This is a genomic window from Paenibacillus sp. FSL W7-1279 (genome assembly GCF_037969845.1).
Classification (GTDB): Bacteria; Bacillota; Bacilli; order Paenibacillales; family Paenibacillaceae; genus Paenibacillus_AQ.
The window spans coordinates 5184727-5201920 of record NZ_CP150215.1; the positions used below are offsets into that span (position 1 = coordinate 5184727).

Annotated in this window: 21 protein-coding genes and 1 pseudogene; 5 read left to right on the top strand and 17 right to left on the bottom strand. The window is 47.4% G+C overall.

The genetic code is table 11. The features are described 5' to 3' along the window. Nucleotides 1-9 precede the first annotated feature (9 nt). Nucleotides 10-2070 (bottom strand): alpha-galactosidase, encoded by a 2061-nt coding sequence (locus MKY82_RS23350; RefSeq protein WP_339294467.1) that lies wholly within the window; start codon nt 2068-2070, stop codon nt 10-12. A 336-nt stretch (nt 2071-2406) separates the two neighbouring features. On the opposite strand from MKY82_RS23350, the pseudogene MKY82_RS23355 reads away from it, so the two are divergent. From MKY82_RS23355 to MKY82_RS23365, 3 genes and pseudogenes are all read left to right on the top strand, one after another. Next, a pseudogene (locus tag MKY82_RS23355) lies at nt 2407-3113 on the top strand (FAD-dependent oxidoreductase). Between the two features lie 175 nt (nt 3114-3288). Continuing rightward, a complete protein-coding gene (locus MKY82_RS23360; protein ID WP_194543732.1) occupies nt 3289-3618 on the top strand; it encodes a metalloregulator ArsR/SmtB family transcription factor in 330 nt (109 codons plus the stop codon). Continuing rightward, the gene (locus MKY82_RS23365) at nt 3615-4013 is read left to right on the top strand and encodes an SRPBCC domain-containing protein (protein WP_071219891.1); all 399 of its coding nucleotides are present in this window, start codon (nt 3615-3617) and stop codon (nt 4011-4013) included. Before MKY82_RS23360 ends, MKY82_RS23365 begins: the two co-directional genes overlap by 4 nt. Nucleotides 4014-4173: 160 nt before the next feature. On the opposite strand, the gene MKY82_RS23370 is transcribed toward MKY82_RS23365, so the two are convergent. From MKY82_RS23370 to MKY82_RS23425, 12 genes are all read right to left on the bottom strand, one after another. Beyond that, on the bottom strand, nt 4174-4650 hold the full coding sequence (locus MKY82_RS23370; protein ID WP_339294468.1) for a GCN5 family acetyltransferase: 477 nt from the start codon (nt 4648-4650) through the stop codon (nt 4174-4176). A 161-nt stretch (nt 4651-4811) separates the two neighbouring features. Next, on the bottom strand, nt 4812-5078 hold the full coding sequence (locus MKY82_RS23375) for a hypothetical protein (protein ID WP_216530045.1): 267 nt from the start codon (nt 5076-5078) through the stop codon (nt 4812-4814). A 22-nt stretch (nt 5079-5100) separates the two neighbouring features. Beyond that, nucleotides 5101-5787, bottom strand: a complete 687-nt coding sequence (locus tag MKY82_RS23380) for a class I SAM-dependent methyltransferase (protein WP_339294469.1) — start codon at nt 5785-5787, stop codon at nt 5101-5103. A 33-nt stretch (nt 5788-5820) separates the two neighbouring features. After that, entirely contained in the window at nt 5821-6333 is a 513-nt protein-coding gene (locus MKY82_RS23385) for a hypothetical protein (RefSeq protein ID WP_339294470.1), read from the bottom strand. A 17-nt stretch (nt 6334-6350) separates the two neighbouring features. Beyond that, nucleotides 6351-7232, bottom strand: a complete 882-nt coding sequence (locus tag MKY82_RS23390; protein WP_339294471.1) for an alpha/beta hydrolase — start codon at nt 7230-7232, stop codon at nt 6351-6353. Between the two features lie 38 nt (nt 7233-7270). Continuing rightward, nucleotides 7271-7957 carry an HAD family hydrolase gene (locus MKY82_RS23395; protein WP_339294472.1) on the bottom strand — a complete coding sequence of 229 codons (687 nt, stop codon included), beginning with the start codon at nt 7955-7957 and terminating at the stop codon, nt 7271-7273. Nucleotides 7958-7974: 17 nt separating this feature from the next. Continuing rightward, nucleotides 7975-8442 carry an NUDIX domain-containing protein gene (locus tag MKY82_RS23400; protein ID WP_216530049.1) on the bottom strand — a complete coding sequence of 156 codons (468 nt, stop codon included), beginning with the start codon at nt 8440-8442 and terminating at the stop codon, nt 7975-7977. A 136-nt stretch (nt 8443-8578) separates the two neighbouring features. Continuing rightward, complete coding sequence (locus tag MKY82_RS23405) at nt 8579-9118, bottom strand: YfiT family bacillithiol transferase (RefSeq protein WP_339218610.1); 540 nt, start codon at nt 9116-9118, stop codon at nt 8579-8581. Between the two features lie 84 nt (nt 9119-9202). Further along, complete coding sequence (locus MKY82_RS23410) at nt 9203-9691, bottom strand: NUDIX hydrolase (protein ID WP_339224552.1); 489 nt, start codon at nt 9689-9691, stop codon at nt 9203-9205. Nucleotides 9692-9839: 148 nt separating this feature from the next. Then, nucleotides 9840-10475: a VOC family protein gene (locus MKY82_RS23415; protein WP_339294473.1), complete on the bottom strand. Its 636-nt coding sequence runs from the start codon at nt 10473-10475 to the stop codon at nt 9840-9842. Next, the gene (locus MKY82_RS23420) at nt 10375-11133 is read right to left on the bottom strand and encodes a helix-turn-helix domain-containing protein (protein ID WP_339294474.1); all 759 of its coding nucleotides are present in this window, start codon (nt 11131-11133) and stop codon (nt 10375-10377) included. Before MKY82_RS23420 ends, MKY82_RS23415 begins: the two co-directional genes overlap by 101 nt. 146 nt (nt 11134-11279) lie before the next feature. After that, complete coding sequence (locus tag MKY82_RS23425; RefSeq protein ID WP_339218616.1) at nt 11280-11684, bottom strand: hypothetical protein; 405 nt, start codon at nt 11682-11684, stop codon at nt 11280-11282. A 174-nt stretch (nt 11685-11858) separates the two neighbouring features. On the opposite strand from MKY82_RS23425, the gene MKY82_RS23430 reads away from it, so the two are divergent. Next, on the top strand, nt 11859-13343 hold the full coding sequence (locus MKY82_RS23430) for an endonuclease/exonuclease/phosphatase family protein (protein WP_339294475.1): 1485 nt from the start codon (nt 11859-11861) through the stop codon (nt 13341-13343). A gap of 52 nt (nt 13344-13395) precedes the next feature. Here the strand turns inward: MKY82_RS23430 and MKY82_RS23435 are convergent, their stop codons facing one another. Both MKY82_RS23435 and MKY82_RS23440 read right to left on the bottom strand, forming a co-directional pair. Beyond that, a complete protein-coding gene (locus tag MKY82_RS23435; RefSeq protein WP_194543744.1) occupies nt 13396-13869 on the bottom strand; it encodes a DinB family protein in 474 nt (157 codons plus the stop codon). A 40-nt stretch (nt 13870-13909) separates the two neighbouring features. Next, nucleotides 13910-14587 (bottom strand): methyltransferase domain-containing protein, encoded by a 678-nt coding sequence (locus tag MKY82_RS23440; RefSeq protein WP_339294476.1) that lies wholly within the window; start codon nt 14585-14587, stop codon nt 13910-13912. Between the two features lie 364 nt (nt 14588-14951). On the opposite strand from MKY82_RS23440, the gene MKY82_RS23445 reads away from it, so the two are divergent. Beyond that, on the top strand, nt 14952-16160 hold the full coding sequence (locus MKY82_RS23445) for an S-layer homology domain-containing protein (RefSeq protein ID WP_339294477.1): 1209 nt from the start codon (nt 14952-14954) through the stop codon (nt 16158-16160). A gap of 73 nt (nt 16161-16233) precedes the next feature. Here the strand turns inward: MKY82_RS23445 and MKY82_RS23450 are convergent, their stop codons facing one another. Both MKY82_RS23450 and MKY82_RS23455 read right to left on the bottom strand, forming a co-directional pair. Next, complete coding sequence (locus tag MKY82_RS23450; protein ID WP_220684446.1) at nt 16234-16689, bottom strand: NUDIX domain-containing protein; 456 nt, start codon at nt 16687-16689, stop codon at nt 16234-16236. Nucleotides 16690-16728: 39 nt separating this feature from the next. Beyond that, entirely contained in the window at nt 16729-17172 is a 444-nt protein-coding gene (locus tag MKY82_RS23455) for a GNAT family N-acetyltransferase (RefSeq protein WP_220684445.1), read from the bottom strand. Nucleotides 17173-17194: the final 22 nt, after the last annotated feature.

Sequence of the window (17194 nt, forward strand, 5' to 3'; positions counted from 1 at the left end):
TCCTTCTACTCATTGATTTCGGCTTAATTTCAGGATTTTCGATTCGGCTGGCGCCAGCTCGACAGCGAGTGTACCGTCCGATTGACCTGCCGTGCCTTCCCACAAATCCAGGACCGTGTAAGAAGCGTGCGCCTCGAGGCCGCACCGTTCCAAGGAAACCGTCTTCTGCACGGACTCGGCCCCGTCATAGTTAAATACGGCAATATACGTGGTTCCCGCTTCGCTCGGATGGGTCAGCACAAACGTATCCGCAGCCTGTTTCCCGAGATTCCCTTCTACGGGCACAAAAGTTCTGCCCAGTCTCGCAATCTCGATGATCACCTCATTTCCCAGCCAGTTCTTGGCGCGCCATGCCGCTTCCTCATGCCGGAAGTCATCGCCCAGCAGCAGCACCGTTCCCGAGATCACGGACGCGGTCAGACGGCTTCGCCCTTCATGGCGGGTCGTCGAATCCTGGTTGAAGCTTTTATAGATCACGGCATGGTCCGGATCGTTAAAACGGTACAGCGTATCGTTCATCCACCACCCGTGCGTCAGCGAGTTCAGCAAATATTCCGTATCCTGGATCGTTCCGAACACATCGCAAGAAATTCTGCGGCTGTGCGCATAGGAATAAGGGAACAGCGGGGCAATCGACAGGTTGATGAAGAACGGTCTGCCGATCCGCTCCGGGGAGAGTTTATCCGTCAGATACGACAAGCCGTAATTGTATGCAGCGATCCCCGTCGTAATATCCGGGTTATAATGCTTGCCTTCCAGAGCCCCGTGAGCCATGAAATCCAGCTTGATATACTCAAATCCCTCGGAGACGAATTTATCCATGAACCAATCGATTCGCGCCAGGTTCCCGGGATGCGTGGGATCAATTGCAAGTCCGCCGTCAACATCCGGCAAAATCTCGCCATCCTGGTCGCGTAGCAGGATATCGCCATAGGTGTACTTCCCATCAGTACCCTCCACGGGGTTCCCGAACCCAGCCGGACTTCCCCAGAACGCAAACGGCGTCCAGTATGTACCGGGTTTATGCCCGTTCTCGCGGACTCTTTTCAAGGCATCCTCCATCTCGGCAGGCGTCAGGCGATCCCAGAACGCATCGAAATTCATGTACAGGGTATCCTCGTTATGAAAGCCCTGCGGCTGAACCTCCCGCTTCAGAAAATCGCTCGTCGCCACATAGAGGTCGTAATCCAGCGTGCTCATGGCGGCCGACCAACTGTTCCAGCCGACCGGGACGCCGCCGTCCCAGCTCAGAGCAGGCGCTACCTTCGCATTCGCTTCCCCATACGCTTCGAGTCCTGTCCGATAATCGTCGTAATCCCCTACCATTACCAGCGGAGATTCGACGCGAGTTCCTCTTACGTAGCCATGCGGCTGGGAATCTCGGGTCATGGTGTCGGCCGCGCCAGCGTACAGTTCCAGCTCATCCAGCTTGCCTGCGGTTTCCCCTTTGACGCGAATGCCGGTCTTCCACACGTCATGACTGATCGATCCCAGAATCAATCCATTGCGGCTATCCGGCTGGAACAAGGCCGTCACTTCGTAGCTTTCCGTCTCCAGCGGGGCCGTCTCCGTGAGATAGCGCACCCATTTGTCATTGTCATACGGCACGCGCAGCACATGCAGCGCTTCTCCCGGAACCGTCTCGCTCCCGCTCGATACGCTATCGGTTTTCACCACCGCGATGCGGTTTACCTTTAATTCCTCTTGGCCGACTATGATGACCCGCGTGATGAAAGATGAAGCCCCCTCATAGACATAAAAATGCTGTTCCAGGCCTGGGAGCAGATCGGATTCATGTTTAATCACGGCATGGATTCCTGTTCCGAACCGATCTTGGATCTTCTCCGGCTGCCCCATCATATAGTGGCGGTCGTAATGTCCCGTATGGTATTCCCGGCCCTGCCATCGAAAGCCGCTTCGTACTTCTTGCAGAGCGAATCCTCTGCTGCCTGCGTACGTGTAACCGCCTTTTTCCAAATCCACCTCAATGGCCACCAGACCATTCGCCAAGCGAATGTGAGTTTCGGCATTCACCCCCACGTTCACCGCCGTATCGCTGCTTCCTAACATCTGTGGATTGCCTCCTTCTGCGTGCATCTGTGCTGCATTCAGGACGCTTTCGCATCAAGCGCCTTTTACAGCTTGCTACCATTATAGAAGCGCGGGTAAAGCGCTTACTATACAACGATCTTCCGATCCATATCGGGATATAACGCATCTGGAGCGACCCATTTGTTAAAATGCAATATGGGCTGGACCGTGTTCATATGGAGTTGAAATATGTCATTGACACGACACCAAATGGTGTCCTAAAATCAAAGTATCACTAAATGGTGTCCAATTAGAAGTCAGGATGAAGATATAGCGATTGCCATACCGATAACGTTATAAGAGGGAGATGGGAAAATGAGTTTTTTTCAGGATATGTTCTCCATATTCAAGAAGAGAGAACTATCATTTATAGAAAGCCGCAAAGAATCAGAGGATGTCTATTCTTTTCTATTTGAAAGAGAGAAAGATTTAACCTGGAAGGCTGGGCAATACGGTTTGTTCAGCATTACTCATAAGACCATAAAAAAACCTACAAAACCATTCAGCTTGGCAGCTGCTCCTACAGAGAATATGGTTAAAATAACAACGCGCATCGGTGATGATCCTAGTGATTTTAAAAAAGCTCTATTAGAATTAAAACAGGGAATGAAAGTTAAAATGAGCGGCCCTGTCGGTTCTTTTTATATGCAAGATAACAGTCCTTCGCTTCTGATCGCAGGCGGAATTGGAATCACACCATTTCGGTCGATCCTTAAACAATTAGAGGCAGAAGGGAATCATGACGGGGGCAAAGAAAGCTGCTCTATTTGGATGGCAAAAAGTCTTATATCTTCAAGAATGAGCTAGATGAAATGGCTAACCATCCTTCATTAACTGTGACTTATCTTGATTCAAGAGATGACTTGCATCAGGAAATCGATACGTTTAACACCTTATATAAAAACAATGGAAAATACTTTATTGCGGGCCCGAAGTCATTGGTCGATTCTATTTCCAGCCATTTGCAGAGTAATCAGATTTCTAAGCGAAATATCAAAAAGGATGCCTTTTTTGGGTATTAGTTTAGAATGAACATTAGAGATTAACACTAACTCTCTAATCGAGTGATCGTCATTTCCAGGTATATCTGAAAATTTCACTTATAAAATCATGAAGCAGAGGTGGTGAAATTAACGGCGGTCCCTTCATCCATCATTAGATGACTAACAACAAAATTAGACTTTTAGGAGGGTTGTCGTGATTGAGAATAATCCGTCCCGCGATGTATTTGACGCGATTGCAGATCCCACTAGGCGTCAACTGATTCATCTGTTATCACAGGCAGAGGAGAAACCGCTTCATGAACTAAAGGCACAATTTTCAATGGGCCGTACAGCGGTATCCAAGCATTTGACTATCCTTAAAGAGGCCGGGCTGGTGCTCGACCGGAAAGTAGGCAGAGAAACGCGATTTAAGCTAAACCCCGATCCGCTTAGAGAAGTTCAAGATTGGGTGGCTTTCTACAGCAAATACTGGACTACAAATATGCTGCGCTTGAACCAGCTGTTCGAGGAGGAAGAAGAATGAGTTTAATCTTATCCATGGATTTTCAGTACACGACATCGATCGAGAAGGCTTGGGCTGCCTTAACCGATTCAAGTAAGTTAGCAAAGTGGATCACGGAAAATGATTTTAAGCCTATCGTTGGACATCGTTTTCAGTTTCGCCATGAGCCGTCCGAATATTGGGATGGAATCGTTGACGGCGAAGTACTTATCGTAGAACCGCCCAATCGGTTGTCCTATTCTTGGGCTACCGGAGACGAGCGGCATACCGTCACCTGGACGCTGCAAGATTTAGGCGACGGCAAGGTTAACCTTCATCTCGAACAAACGGGATTCTCCCATGTTCATGGACTCGAAGGCGCCAGGTATGGCTGGAGTGAGTGGTTCGGCAAGTTTGAAAACGCGTTGGATCAATAACAGGCGTTCAACCCTGCTTGACTCGAATCAAGATAAACCGGCTGCAAATTTGCAGCCGGTTTATCTTGATGTCTACTTCAGACCATCTGACAAGCTCTTGTCTTTTCGGGTCAAGAATGCAATGAACTTCCCTTGAATAATTTTGATGCTGTACGATACCTTAATTAAAAGTCATCCATGCCGTACTTCCTAGAATCTCGAAATTCTGCTTGAACCAGAAATTCCGTGATTTATCCAGGGTATAGACATACATTTTTTTGGTAGGATACTTTGCTTTGAGCCAGTTCACGAAGGAAGCCGCGTATCCTTTGTTTTCGAATTCTTTGAGTACATCCAAGGCTTGGATAAAGATAAAATCCTTCTTATTCTTGACATCAATATAGAAGTCCTTCTCCAAATACCGCTCATCGGCGCTAAAATAATCTTGTTCGGCCTTCTGGATGAGCTGCTTCCCGTTATCGTATTCCCACACGACTCCGTACCCCACCATCTTATCTTCCGCCTCAATGATATAGATTTCTTCCGGTAATTCCGCCAGGTCCATCGTGCTCAGTTCCCCCGCATGATAAGCCGATGTAATTTCACTTAGACATCGCTGCATTTCTTGATCAAATGACTTTGTAATTATCGTTGGCATTCTCTATTCTCCTTATATCCATTAGCAAACATCTTCAAATCAAAAAAGCAGGGCTTCACATACGTTCCCTGCTTCTCCAGTTGAATGTGTATGGGTTATTGTCCTTCGCAATTCTACCACAGATTCAGCGGTACGTAACCGTTCAACCCCTGATAGCTAATTCATTGAAAGATCACGTCGACCACCTTGGTCAATACCACGCACTCTATGACAAAGATCCCTAAACAACAAAAATAGAATACGGACAGCTTCAGCTCTCCAAATTGATCCTTCCAAAAACGTCTGCGGAACAAGGAGATGATATCCGGCGTCAACGAATACTTTACCGACTGCTTCAGATCATCCACATCATCAAAAATCCTTCTGAAAATCCACTTGTATATCGGAATGTTAAGAATAAACAAGACCACATACATTAGAAGTTCCACGAGGCCACATCACCGTCCTAGCCTAAACATGCTTCCACCAGATCCCCGCGCATTCCGGCACGGTTGACCATTGGTTCGCCTGAATCTTGTCCGTCAGCTCTTCTCCGAAAAAGAATCCCGTGTGATGCAGCGCCTCTTCCACTGTTTCAAAAACATAATCCGTTCGCATCCACTGATGGTTAAATCCATATTGATGCTCCAACTGTTCGTAATAACCCGTTAAAAAATCGGGAGGATTCGGTGTCTCCGTTCCGGTTCCCATCGTTTCCAGAATCACAATCGTCCCGCCTGGTCTCAAATCTCGCTGCAGCTCTGTCATGACAAGTTCAAGATTCTCACGCCAATCGTCATGACTCGAATCGGCCAGATAACTAATGCTCCAGCCCGATACGATCAGATCCACACTCGATGAATCAATCGGCAGGCTGCGATGATCAGCGACTACGGTCGTCCAATTACGAGAATTATAGGCTTCAGACAATTTATTATCCAAAATATCCAGCATCGGCTGCGCTATGTCAGTACATATCAAAGATCTGGCGTCTCCAGCTAGCAGCATAGATAATCGCCCTGATCCTGCCCCCAAATCAAGTACATCCAGCCCCTCGAATGGCTTTTTTTCATAAATAACCCCCGCTAAATCAGGCTGCTTGCTAATCATGGCCTCATAAGCTTCGGCCTGCTTATCGTATATCCCGTTCGTTGACATACCATGCTCCTCCTATCCACCTAGATTACTGATTTAATTCTCCGCAGAGGTTCCTTGACTTCTGTTTATGAATCCTTTAATCAACTTGTACAAAAAGCACAGCAGAAGCGAAAAGGCCATCATCATGAAGTACGTGTTTACATTAAAGAATTGATTATTCATATGTATCGATAAAATACCGGACGTAATGGATTCGATATGTGTCCAATCGACTTTACCATATTCCGATTCGAATGCCTCCGCTTGAATTTGTCTATAGACTTCGAGTCTTCGGAGCTGATATACATAACCCGCTATAATATAGCCAGCCAGGGTAAAGATCAACAAACTTAACGAGATGAGGGACATCTTTACATCCTTGAAGACACGAATCCATTGATTCACCAGAACTAGAAAAAGTATGCTCAGAGGGATGAACAGCAGGATGGCAGGATTGCCATTACCCGAACTGGTGCCGAGTTTAGGTGTCATCGCATTCCCGAATAGAACCACGAGCAGACAGAGAAGCGCACTTATAAACAGCCAGGTGAATCGTTTTATCTTCAATGTTTATCCCCCTCCCCTCAAGCTTCCCTGCAAAAGCCTATTATCTCTTCATGAACGAGCTCAGGCATCTCATGATTGATCGCATGGCCCGCGCCCGGAACGAGGCGGAACCGCATCCCATTCGCCTCCAGTCTGGCAACCGCCTTCGGATAGCAACTAAGCAGATCCTGCTCACCTATAACGAACAAGGTCTTGCTGCGTATAGTCTGAATGTCGGCAGACGAATGGATTGTAATGGCGTGTTTCATCATGGAGCGATTGTTAAAGTACTTCAGCAAGTAGACCCAGTGCTGCATAAGCTCCGGATGGTTCTCGAATGCATCTGCATTCGTACCGCACAGCTTGCGAAGCAGTTTACGCACACTCCGTTCTGAAGGAAACAGTGCTTCAGGCAGAAAAGCCCGCATCATTTTGCTCATCAGCTCAGATTGACTTCCGGCAATGCCGCCAGCCAAGCATACAATTTTTCTTACCCGATCCGGTCTGACAATGGCGTAATGATAGGCCAGATAAGCTCCATAGGATACGCCGGCAATATAGGTTGCGTCAACATTCATCGCCTCAAGGATCTCGTCCAACCATTTTGCCTGATTGAAGTCATGCGCATACCGGTCATTCGGCTCGCTTTTTCCCGAACCTCCGATATTATCCACGGCGATGATATGAAAGTTCCGGGATAACTCCGTCACATTATATATCCACATCATGGCGACGTTATCTCCCGTTCCATGCAATAACAGCAGCGGGGGAAGATCCGATGAACCTGCCGTTATTACGTGAGTCATCCCGTACGAGGTGGATATATTGTGCTGCTCGTAAGGTACCGTCCATCCTGCCATCAGGCGGTCATAGGATTCATAGACGAGCTTTTGTCCATTATCGCTTTTAAATCGCTTCAATTACTGCACCTCCAAGACACTGGACTTTACCCTTATTGCTAATTCTCATGGTATTCGGTATAAATATGAATCAATTCTTCCAGCTTATGTATCGTCCGATATGGCTTTATTTCTTCAGAGTAGTTCCAATTTCCATCTCGCGTAAACCATATGGGTTTGATTCCGCATTGCGCTGCTCCGATGATATCGTTATGCGGGTGGTCGCCGACGAACCACGTCTCTGTTGGCCGTACGTTTAGCAAATCTAAAGCCTTCCTATAGATCCTGGGATCCGGTTTTTTGACGCCAGCCTCTTCGGAAATCACGATGGAATCGAAGTACTCGCGTATACCCAATTGACGGATCTTCCCCTCTTGAACTTGGACGGTTCCATTCGAAATGATGCCAAGCCTCAGCCTCTTAGACTTCAAATGACGCAGTACGGGTAACAGCTGATCCATCGGCTGGATACAAAGCGGGATGGCTTCCCTGAAAAATGTCAGGTATTCATCGGCCGTAGGCGGATTCTCCCAGGGAAGATGCTCGACCAGCATCTTATACACTTCACGCTTATCCCGGTAGCCGTTCTGATCGGCTTCCTTAAATCGCTTGGCTATCCTTAACTGAGCATCTTCATCGGAGTCTGGGAAATACCTGGCAATCAATCGCTCAATAAACGAGTCAATCGCCGACCTTCTGTCCGTTAGTGTCTCATCCAAATCAAAGATTATCGCTTTTAACGTCATAGGGGACCTGCTTTCTATCAGAAATGTGCCCGCTCTCCATTCGCTTTGATGAAAATATGTTCCGGATATTTTAAAGCCGTGGGTGGCAGCTGATCCTCCGGAAAGAATACGAGTTCAGCAAACTCGTCATTCTCAAGATCCAACTCTCCCGAAATGATGCGGCACTCAAACACAATCGTGAGGTACTCCACTTGATGTCCGTTGCTGTACGTATATCGGCGTTCTTTTCCACCATATACTCCAATGATTCGTTCAGGTACGATATCCAGCCCAGTTTCTTCCTTCGCTTCACGAACCATCGCCTCTGCCGGGGATTCTCCCAGCTCGATGGCACCGGCTACAAGTCCCCATACATCTTCGCGATGCTTTCTTCCAAATAAAACAAAATCCTGATCATTACGGATAATGCCCGCAACGGACGGCATGAATATTAACTGGTCTCCGATCTTTTCTCTTAGATCCTTATAGTAATCTGACATTCCCATGGTTTGATAGCTCCTTTGGATTCCTAATAAAATGATAGCCGCCCCAATGGCCGCGCGGACTTCTCATGAGAACCTCTTGATTCTGATTGAACACAATGCCTCCATAAGCATACTTGGACCTCCAGCTCAATTGGGCTCACTCCTTATGTAACTTCGCGTTTTCACGGTTCAATATGGATGTAATCTGCGCGATATGATGCTGGTTGTGCCACACAAATCGCTGCAGTGCGATATCCAGGGTAATGCTGCCGAGTACTTGAGTTCTCATGGTTCTTTTGAAATCCTCGGGCCGTAAGTCCTTAAGCAGTATAAGAAAACGAAAATGAAGTGTTTCCAGAAGCGTAAGCGAGTTCTCAATGGGAACCTCCGTGTAATCACTCAGTTCAGCCCATAAATCCTCTCGGTACGAGTTTGCCACCGGCTCCTCCTCGGTCAATGCACGTTTAAATCGCAGATATGCGTTCATGTCGTTATCAGCCAGATGGTGCACGATTTGCTGAATGCTCCACCCCTCTTCACGATAAGGCATATGCAGCTGGGAAAGGGGACATTTCATTATGATTTGCCGGAGCGTCGGTACGATTGAAGGTATCTGTTGTATAAACCTCTGCCTCTCCTCCAATGTCGGCTCCACCTTTGGCTCAAAGGAACCCAGGGGAAAACGGATGCTGGCCACTTCCTTACCTCCTCGATACATCATCGTATCCTTCACATACGAAAGAACTGTGTTCCACAGCAAAAAATAATACGAAATTATCCGCTAAGCATTATGAATATGCGATGACCCCGAAGTTAGAAGCAAAGAAGGATGAAACAATTCAAGCGAGTGCTGCACGCCATTATTGAGATTCTCAACGATCTGTCTCATGACTTCGACATCCCTGATCTTCATGCTGTGATCAGCTAAGATGTCAGGCAGTGTGACCCACCGGGCATCCTTAATCTCGCCTGCTCCCAAATGAAGCGAGCCTCCCACCACTTTTCCGGTAAAATGAAACATGATCACAGGGTGATTCAAGCTGATTATGAATGGATACACGCCTGTAGTGCCTGTCAAATGCACATCATATCCTGTCTCTTCCTTCACTTCTCTTATAGCCGCCTCGAACATAACTTCCCCAGGCTCGATGCGCCCTCCCGGGAAGTTCCAGGTATCCCGTACCGAAGGTTTATTTTCTTGGATGATAAGCACTTGATCCCCTTGAACAAGGGTCACGCTGACCACGAGCACAATTCCCTTTTCCGTCATATCCACATTCCTTTGCGTATGGTCTTAAATAAACAAAACCCACCTTTGGCGTTAACCATGAGGAGGGTTCTTGGATGAAATATCAACTGCTTAACATCATTCTACCGTTAACGGACATAACGCGCAATCGCGCGACGTTGTTACAACTTCAACTCAAATGACTCCCCTTTTCGCGCATAATGATCCAAGCTTGTCCATAAGGATCCATAAAATCCAGAAACCATGCAAAGCCTTCGTCCCGAATTTGCTCAATTCTCGCACCAGCGGCAGATAAAGTAGAGCTCAGTTCTACGATATCCCGATTGGTTTTGAATATAAATGATGCCTCTTGTCCAGACTCCAGCTCCCTTGCTTTCACGCATTCCAATATCAAATTCGGGCTGTTGTACAACGTTAACATATAGAAGCCTTCTTCCTGCATCAATATGTTGAATCCTAAATTTCGGGTATACCAGTCAGCCGCTGCATCAATGGTATCTTTTGTAAAGACCATACGGATGTCGTCCAATCCCTCAAGAACCGGAATGGGCTCCTCCGCAGGCTCCACATGCGGCATTGGGGCTGGCTTATAACCACCTTCAAGATAGAGGGCTTCGATCTCACGGTCCTGCATGGCACGATTATAGATTCGCAGGTCGTCGATACGCCCTTGGAAAAAGAAATACGGTTCATCGGTTGATTTTCTACCTACAATACATCGGTTCTTTATTATAGGGTGTAAAACTGCCTGTACGCTCAGCAACGAGACGGCCATTGACAACCATTCGGTAACGGGATTTCTCATAGGTTATAACCACATGATACCAGTGCTCCTTCACGATCTTGGTGTTCATCGATAGATCCGGTTCTCTAAGGAAACCATGGAACGTAATATACTCATCCTTCGTGCTAAGCTGCATCGCCCGGTTCTGGTGATGGCCATCTTGCGAGACAATCGCGCTATGCCATCCACGGAGGATCTTGTGTGCATCATAATAACACCATACGGATACTGAAAAAGCATCATTCACAAGAATGGGCGGTTGATCGATCCGGACATAATGACTTCCGCCATCCAACACTAAAGCCCCGCCCTTCCGGCCAAAGCGGTCTTCGCCATAATTCCCGCCTTCTAGTCGCCCATGATGTCCCTCCCCGCTGGTATCTCTCACATTGCCGTCGAACAAATACTCAAGCACGAGTCCTTTTCGTAAATCGATGTTATGGACTGTCCTGCCAAAAAGCTCATCGATCGTGACCCCGAATACATCTGCCAGTATCGGAATCAGTATAATATCCGGGCAAGATTGTCCATTCTCCCATTTACTTACGGCTTGATAGCTGACACCGAGTCTGTTAGCCAATAGCTCCTGTGTGATGCCGAGCTGTTTTCGAAGCCTGCCAATATTGTTACCAATCACGCCGTTTGCCTGATTCATCAATCCAGACACCACGCTTTCCATGAGATGCCTCTACTATACACAACAACCTCACGAAAAAACATAACGCGGAAGTAGAGTAAGCTAACATGCACTCAACCTCTGGTTGAGTGCATGCTTTGTCCATCTTCACGTGAGATTAAGGGTCTTAGATCGTAACAATCGCATGATCAATATATCCTTCTTTCCCGCGTAGCCCCCTCAAGCCACGAGATAAGCCCTATTTGGCTAACGTAGATTTCGTTTTGCACCACAATATAAGGAAACGGCACCCCCTCGGAATCACCCTGCGCTCTTAGCGCATTCTCGGATGAGATGATCCTCTTCACCTGAGACTCGGTGAGGTTCAAGAATTCGGCCGTTTGTTCAAGAGTCATTAATGGGCTTTCCGTTTGCATCGAATAGGCTTCATCCGTTACAGCTGGCACAGACTTTACACCCTCAGTCCTCTGAAGTATAAAACTTGCCGTTCGATGGATATCCCGATAATCAAAGAGCAGATCAATGCGCTCTAATTCAATGGCTTCAAACCATATCACTTCGATTCCTAAATGGTATATTCCGGATACACTCATCCATTTCCTCCACGATTACCCAAAAGGAAAGCAAAAACCTAAAATATTGTAAATACGCAGCCAACTAAAAATAAGATATGATATGGGCAAATCAGGAAGGGAGGACAGAATACATCTACTTAACGTCCACTTTAGAAGGAATCAATTCTTGCACATGACAAAGGAGGAACTTTAATGAGAATCCCCAAAATCACCAGCCTGTTCATGATGCTAACATTTCTGACGACGGCGTCGCTCTCCCCTTCCGGCGAGTTGGGGAGTACCGCGGAAGCAGCGCCTGGGCCTTTGCGTGTTATGAGCTTCAACCTGCGTTATGCCGCCAATGACAGTCAACCTTGGGAGAAACGCCGCCCAGTCACCAAGAATCTCATCCTGGAGCATAAACCGGACGTCATCGGAACGCAGGAAGGGCTTCACCGGCAAATCCTCGATCTGGAGAATGATCTGCCGGGATATGGTCGGATTGGAGTCGGACGTGAAGGCGGGAGCTTAGGGGAGTATATGGCGATCTTTTATAATACGGAACGACTGAAGCCATTGGAACAGTCTCACTTCTGGCTGTCCGATACGCCCCAGACGATCAGCTCCGCCAGCTGGGGGAACCAGATTCCGCGGATGGCAACCTGGGTTCGCTTCCAGGATCTTCAGAACGGCAAAACCTTTTATATGGTCAACACGCATCTGGATCACCAATCCGAGGTTTCCCGGCAGAAGAGCGCCGAACTCATTGTCGACAAAATGAAGGCTTTTGCCTCGGATATCCCCGTTGTCGTAACCGGCGATTTCAATACCCGGCCGGGAAGCGATACGTATTCGATTTTTACAAGCTACGGGATGTCGGATGGACATGTCACCGCCAAGAAACGCACCAACGATGACCTGGGAACCTTTCATAATTACAAGGACCCTACGGGCGGCGGCAGCGGAAACCGGATCGACTGGATTCTGCACAGCCAGGGCTGGAATGTCCTGCACAGCGAGATTATTAATTACAATGAAATCGGCCAATACCCTAGCGATCATTATCCCGTCATGATGGAAGGTACCCTGCAAAGATCCGATAAAACCACCGAAGAAACGGTACCTAAGCTGCCCTTGACCACCGCCCTGCACATCACCGAGGTGGTCGCTAACTCGAACGAGCAAGGTAATTACAATTATGTGGAGATTTACAACCCCACGGATCGGGAAATCGACCTGGAAGGATATCAAATCTACTACTATTACGACCCTGCTCTTCCATTCGACAAATCCAAGTCCAACCGCTGGACCATTACGAAGGATCGCTACAGCACGGACACCATCATCCGTCCTAATGAAACCAAGGTGATCTGGATCAAGAAGCAGCCTTGCTGTTACGACCTGAGCATGGAGCAGTTCCTTGCCAACTATAATGCTGATGGCGAAGATTTCTCACCGTCTCAACTGCTGGCCGTCTTCACGCCGGGCAACAATCAGGGCCTGAACGGAACCTCCACCAGCGGACGTTCTTTGGGCATTTCAGCGCCATCCGGCACGCATCTTATCGGCGTACAGTTCAATAACGGGCAGCTGGATGCCGGGGTTAATGAATCGATCACGTATCGGGAGCCCGAGCAGCTGACGAGTATTATGCAGAAAAAAGAGACCAACCAGGTCCCTTCTCCAGGTCAACCGTAAAATAAAAGTCCCCCTTGATCGCTGGATACCCCAGCTAAGGGGGACTTGCTTATTAGATCGATGTAGCTTTATATTGAACCGCCAAACACTGCTTCGCGATATAAAAAATTTGACCCATATGCTCCGAATAATGCGTGGCGCATTGATGCAGTATGTCGAGATTGCTTCGTTCTTTACCGCGTACCTGTTGAACCTGTTCAAAGTCCGCACTCGACATGGATTTTACCGTATCGATCAGGAACTGAAACCGATTCTTTACAATCTGAATCAGATCATCCCGGCTGACAAAAACCTGCGTCAGCTCTTCCTCCCGGTTTCGCGTGATGTCTTTGTGCAGAATCCCTTTCATGACCCGCTCTTGAATGTTGCCTTCGATGTGCCTGATCAACGTCGAAATGCTCAGACTGGAATGGTTGGGCCGCCAATTGACTTGCTCATCGTTTAACTGCACCAGCACTTTTAAGGTACGGCTGCGGATGTTTTCAAATTTGTCCTCCAGCCACTTCCGGTTGAACTCATGATCCATAACGCAACACTCCTTTTTCGGTATGATAAACGACTTGACGTCACTTCTTCATGGCTTTCCAGATGTATTTGTGTTCACGGACTCCAAGCTGCCCGTCGATCTGATTCTCCCGTATCTTGGCCTCGAGTTCACCCTTCATTTCCGGCAAAGTGAAATCGGGATTACCCGGCACATCCGACAGAAACAATGCAAATTCGCGGGCATTCGGGAAGTAAGTAATCGCTTCATTATACTCCTCAATCTCGACATTCATGTAGCCATTCTCCGACAATCGCCTTCGTACGGCAGTCACATCATTATGTATGCCGATAATGGTGCCGCCTGAAGCTAATATCCTGGGATGTTCGAGGATCGAGGTGGGACCTCTGCGGTCATAGATGAGATCAAACTGGGCGTGTTGAAAGGGCAACTCGGTCTTCGTTGTGGCAAACACAAATTCCACATTACCGATTCCGCTGCTTTCGAGTAAGGATTGGGAGATTCGGATCATCTCCGCGGAGTTGTCAAAACCAATGATGTTCTTAGCATGTCTGGACATCCGGAGCGTGAACTCGCCATGCCCGCAGCCTGCATCCAGAACCGATTGAAACTGCGGCAGCATCTCCACTAACCGCTCCTCAAACACCTCTTCCGCCGACCTGCCGACGACGGTACACACCGCTCTTCCTTTGTAGCCGCCATTCCTTCGCGCGATCATATCATACCAGTCTATTCCCATACATACCTCCTCCGTCATAGGCTGCATTGCATTCACTATCCAAGATAGCAGAAATCTGTTATTACATGGCCTTGAAAGAAGCCAATAGGCACCAATTTAACCGCTATATATCTAATGACTTAAAATATTACCATTTTGTTCCGTAATGTCAACGGTTACATTAAAAAAATTCCGTCAAAATCATACCTTTCATGGTCGATATTCCGATATTCTTCTCCTCATCCGATACGTTCAAACCAGAAGTGTGCGCAGGCCAACTCCTTATTACTATGTATATATTCATAAAAACATTGCTCCTGTCATAATTTGTCGTCTACAATGGAGGAATATTAATCCAATACATAGATACATACAGGAGGATTTCATGTTTCTAAAAAGGTGGCGTCGATTATTATCTTTTACCCTCATTCTATCGTTGTGCATGACATCCATGGCAAGCGCGGCGGAAACCAGTCAAAACAAATATGCCTGGGCCAATGGATCCGTTGATTTCCTGAGATCCCATGGAGTCTTTGAGAATATGGAGTATCGGACAAAAACTTTAGGCAGGATGGTAACCAAGTCCGATCTCACGCTCATGGTTCATCGGCTGTTTACCGATTTACGGGTCGAAAGCGATAAGAACATCAAGATACCCGGGGTCCCAAATGGACATCCCTCCTACCAGATGTTTAAAGATGTATACGGCAGCATACCGTCGGCGCCGAGCGGATTAATTGCAGCCGCCGACAAAATCAATTATCATGATGAAACCTTCAAATTTATACCGGAGAAAGTGTTAACACGCTGGGACTTATTGATTACGCTGAATGCGCGGTTCGATGATATTGGATATTCTGTGGAGGTGTTGGAAAGTGAGGAGATTGCCAGGCTGCGGGAGATCAAAGATCTTCCCAAAAGGTATTTCAGTTCCTACAACCAATACGAAAAATGGAAGTACGCCTATCAACCATTGGCACCCGAAATCGGATTGATGCAAGACAAAAAATGGGGGCCTTCCTTAGCCTCCGATCTCGATTACGTTAAAGCTTATGCGCTGCTCGGCTTTGCCGAGGCCGGCATCATGAAACCTGACGCGAAAGGGTATTTTCGTCCGAATCAAAAGGTAACGTTAGCCGAAACCGCGGTCATCCTGCATCGCATATACGATTATTATGATGGCAGCGACTATGTCCGGGAACCACCGGCAGATGATCTCATCCCGAATGGCACTAGAAACTTTATCTATGCGGGATCTCCGTCTGGACACGGAGAAAGTCCGGTTGCTGACTTTGCTTTAGTAAATCCCGATTCCGTACCGGAATTCTATCTGGCCGTGAAGGCTTCAGAGAAAATCGACTTGCAGATCAACATGAACGGGGAGCCATCCTTTTATACTTACGAACAATTAAGCAACCCTAAGCAGCCTGTTCGAATTGCTTTGAATGGCGCATCCTATGCGGAGTTCATTCCCATTATCCGAAGCAAGGGTCAGAAAGCCACCGATGACAATAATAACATTAAGGTTATGTATTATTATTCTGATACATTCCAGGACTTTACCCAATTATTGGGGTATGAAGCCGATCTCTAGATAGGCTACTAAACGGGAGTGCAGAACTGTCACAAACAGTAGGCACTCCCTTTTTATCGTATGCTAGACAGATTCATGTTCTTAAAATGTTTGCCTTCCCGCTTTGCAGATCCTCAAATACCGGTCTTTGCACAGAGCTAATATCCTCTAGATCAATCTCATGCAATGCCTTGAATTCCAACTGCAACGACTCGTTGTTCACATCGTGATAAAGGATTCGGCCTTGCTCCTCCGTCTTCCCTTCCAATTCCACCGTCGCGTTAAAAATAAACATGACAAACACGACCTCGTTTCCGTCCGGGTATCGATACTGCATTCTGGGTCCGCTATAAACACCATAGAGTTCATGATCGCGGACGACCAGCCCCGTTTCTTCGAGCACTTCCCGTCTCATCGTCTCTTCCACGGATTCTCCGGCTTCCATACCGCCACCGGGAAGTCCCCAATTGCCGTAATCCGAGCGTCTCTGAAGCAATATTCGCCCATGATGATCCCGGATGATGGCGCCGCCAGTCACTACGATTTTCATATCAGCATCATCCTCTCCGCACACTTGTAGGCTGAGGGTTTACAGCATTAGCTTTGCTACCGATTCACCCTCCGACCACGGCATGACGCCGATTTCCTCAAAACCCGCTTTGACATAAAGCTGCCTGGCCTGTTCGTTCTTCGGATCAAAGCTTATCATAAGGACATCCGTCCGGTCAGGTTTGTTTCGGATTTCTTCAATTATGTCTCGCAAAGCCGCTTTACCGTAACCCTTCCCTTGAAAATTACCGTCGATCATCAAACGGTAAATCCAGTAGTTCCCGTCATCGGAGTCCAAGCCATATAACGCGAATCCGACCATCGTCTCTTCCTTATAAATGGCCATTGCTTCAAAATGTTCAAGAAATTGAGACTGGGCAATCGAATACAGATTGGAGGCGATAAAGCCTTCTTGCTCCGGCTTCGCTTTCAGTTTAATGCATTCGGTCCAATTATCCTTATCAATGGGCTGCAATCTAATCATATCAAGCTCCTTTGGATGGTTG

Bases quoted from the DNA above. Each gene is read 5' to 3' on its own strand.
- MKY82_RS23350 (WP_339294467.1), bottom strand. From the start codon at position 2,070: ATGTTAGGAAGCAGCGATACGGCGGTGAACGTGGGGGTGAATGCCGAA.
- MKY82_RS23365 (WP_071219891.1), top strand. From the start codon at position 3,615: ATGAGTTTAATCTTATCCATGGATTTTCAGTACACGACATCGATCGAG.
- MKY82_RS23370 (WP_339294468.1), bottom strand. From the start codon at position 4,650: ATGCCAACGATAATTACAAAGTCATTTGATCAAGAAATGCAGCGATGT.
- MKY82_RS23380 (WP_339294469.1), bottom strand. From the start codon at position 5,787: ATGTCAACGAACGGGATATACGATAAGCAGGCCGAAGCTTATGAGGCC.
- MKY82_RS23395 (WP_339294472.1), bottom strand. From the start codon at position 7,957: ATGACGTTAAAAGCGATAATCTTTGATTTGGATGAGACACTAACGGAC.
- MKY82_RS23400 (WP_216530049.1), bottom strand. From the start codon at position 8,442: ATGGGAATGTCAGATTACTATAAGGATCTAAGAGAAAAGATCGGAGAC.
- MKY82_RS23410 (WP_339224552.1), bottom strand. From the start codon at position 9,691: ATGACGGAAAAGGGAATTGTGCTCGTGGTCAGCGTGACCCTTGTTCAA.
- MKY82_RS23415 (WP_339294473.1), bottom strand. From the start codon at position 10,475: ATGAGAAATCCCGTTACCGAATGGTTGTCAATGGCCGTCTCGTTGCTG.
- MKY82_RS23420 (WP_339294474.1), bottom strand. From the start codon at position 11,133: ATGGAAAGCGTGGTGTCTGGATTGATGAATCAGGCAAACGGCGTGATT.
- MKY82_RS23425 (WP_339218616.1), bottom strand. From the start codon at position 11,684: ATGAGTGTATCCGGAATATACCATTTAGGAATCGAAGTGATATGGTTT.
- MKY82_RS23430 (WP_339294475.1), top strand. From the start codon at position 11,859: ATGAGAATCCCCAAAATCACCAGCCTGTTCATGATGCTAACATTTCTG.
- MKY82_RS23435 (WP_194543744.1), bottom strand. From the start codon at position 13,869: ATGGATCATGAGTTCAACCGGAAGTGGCTGGAGGACAAATTTGAAAAC.
- MKY82_RS23440 (WP_339294476.1), bottom strand. From the start codon at position 14,587: ATGGGAATAGACTGGTATGATATGATCGCGCGAAGGAATGGCGGCTAC.
- MKY82_RS23445 (WP_339294477.1), top strand. From the start codon at position 14,952: ATGTTTCTAAAAAGGTGGCGTCGATTATTATCTTTTACCCTCATTCTA.
- MKY82_RS23450 (WP_220684446.1), bottom strand. From the start codon at position 16,689: ATGAAAATCGTAGTGACTGGCGGCGCCATCATCCGGGATCATCATGGG.
- MKY82_RS23455 (WP_220684445.1), bottom strand. From the start codon at position 17,172: ATGATTAGATTGCAGCCCATTGATAAGGATAATTGGACCGAATGCATT.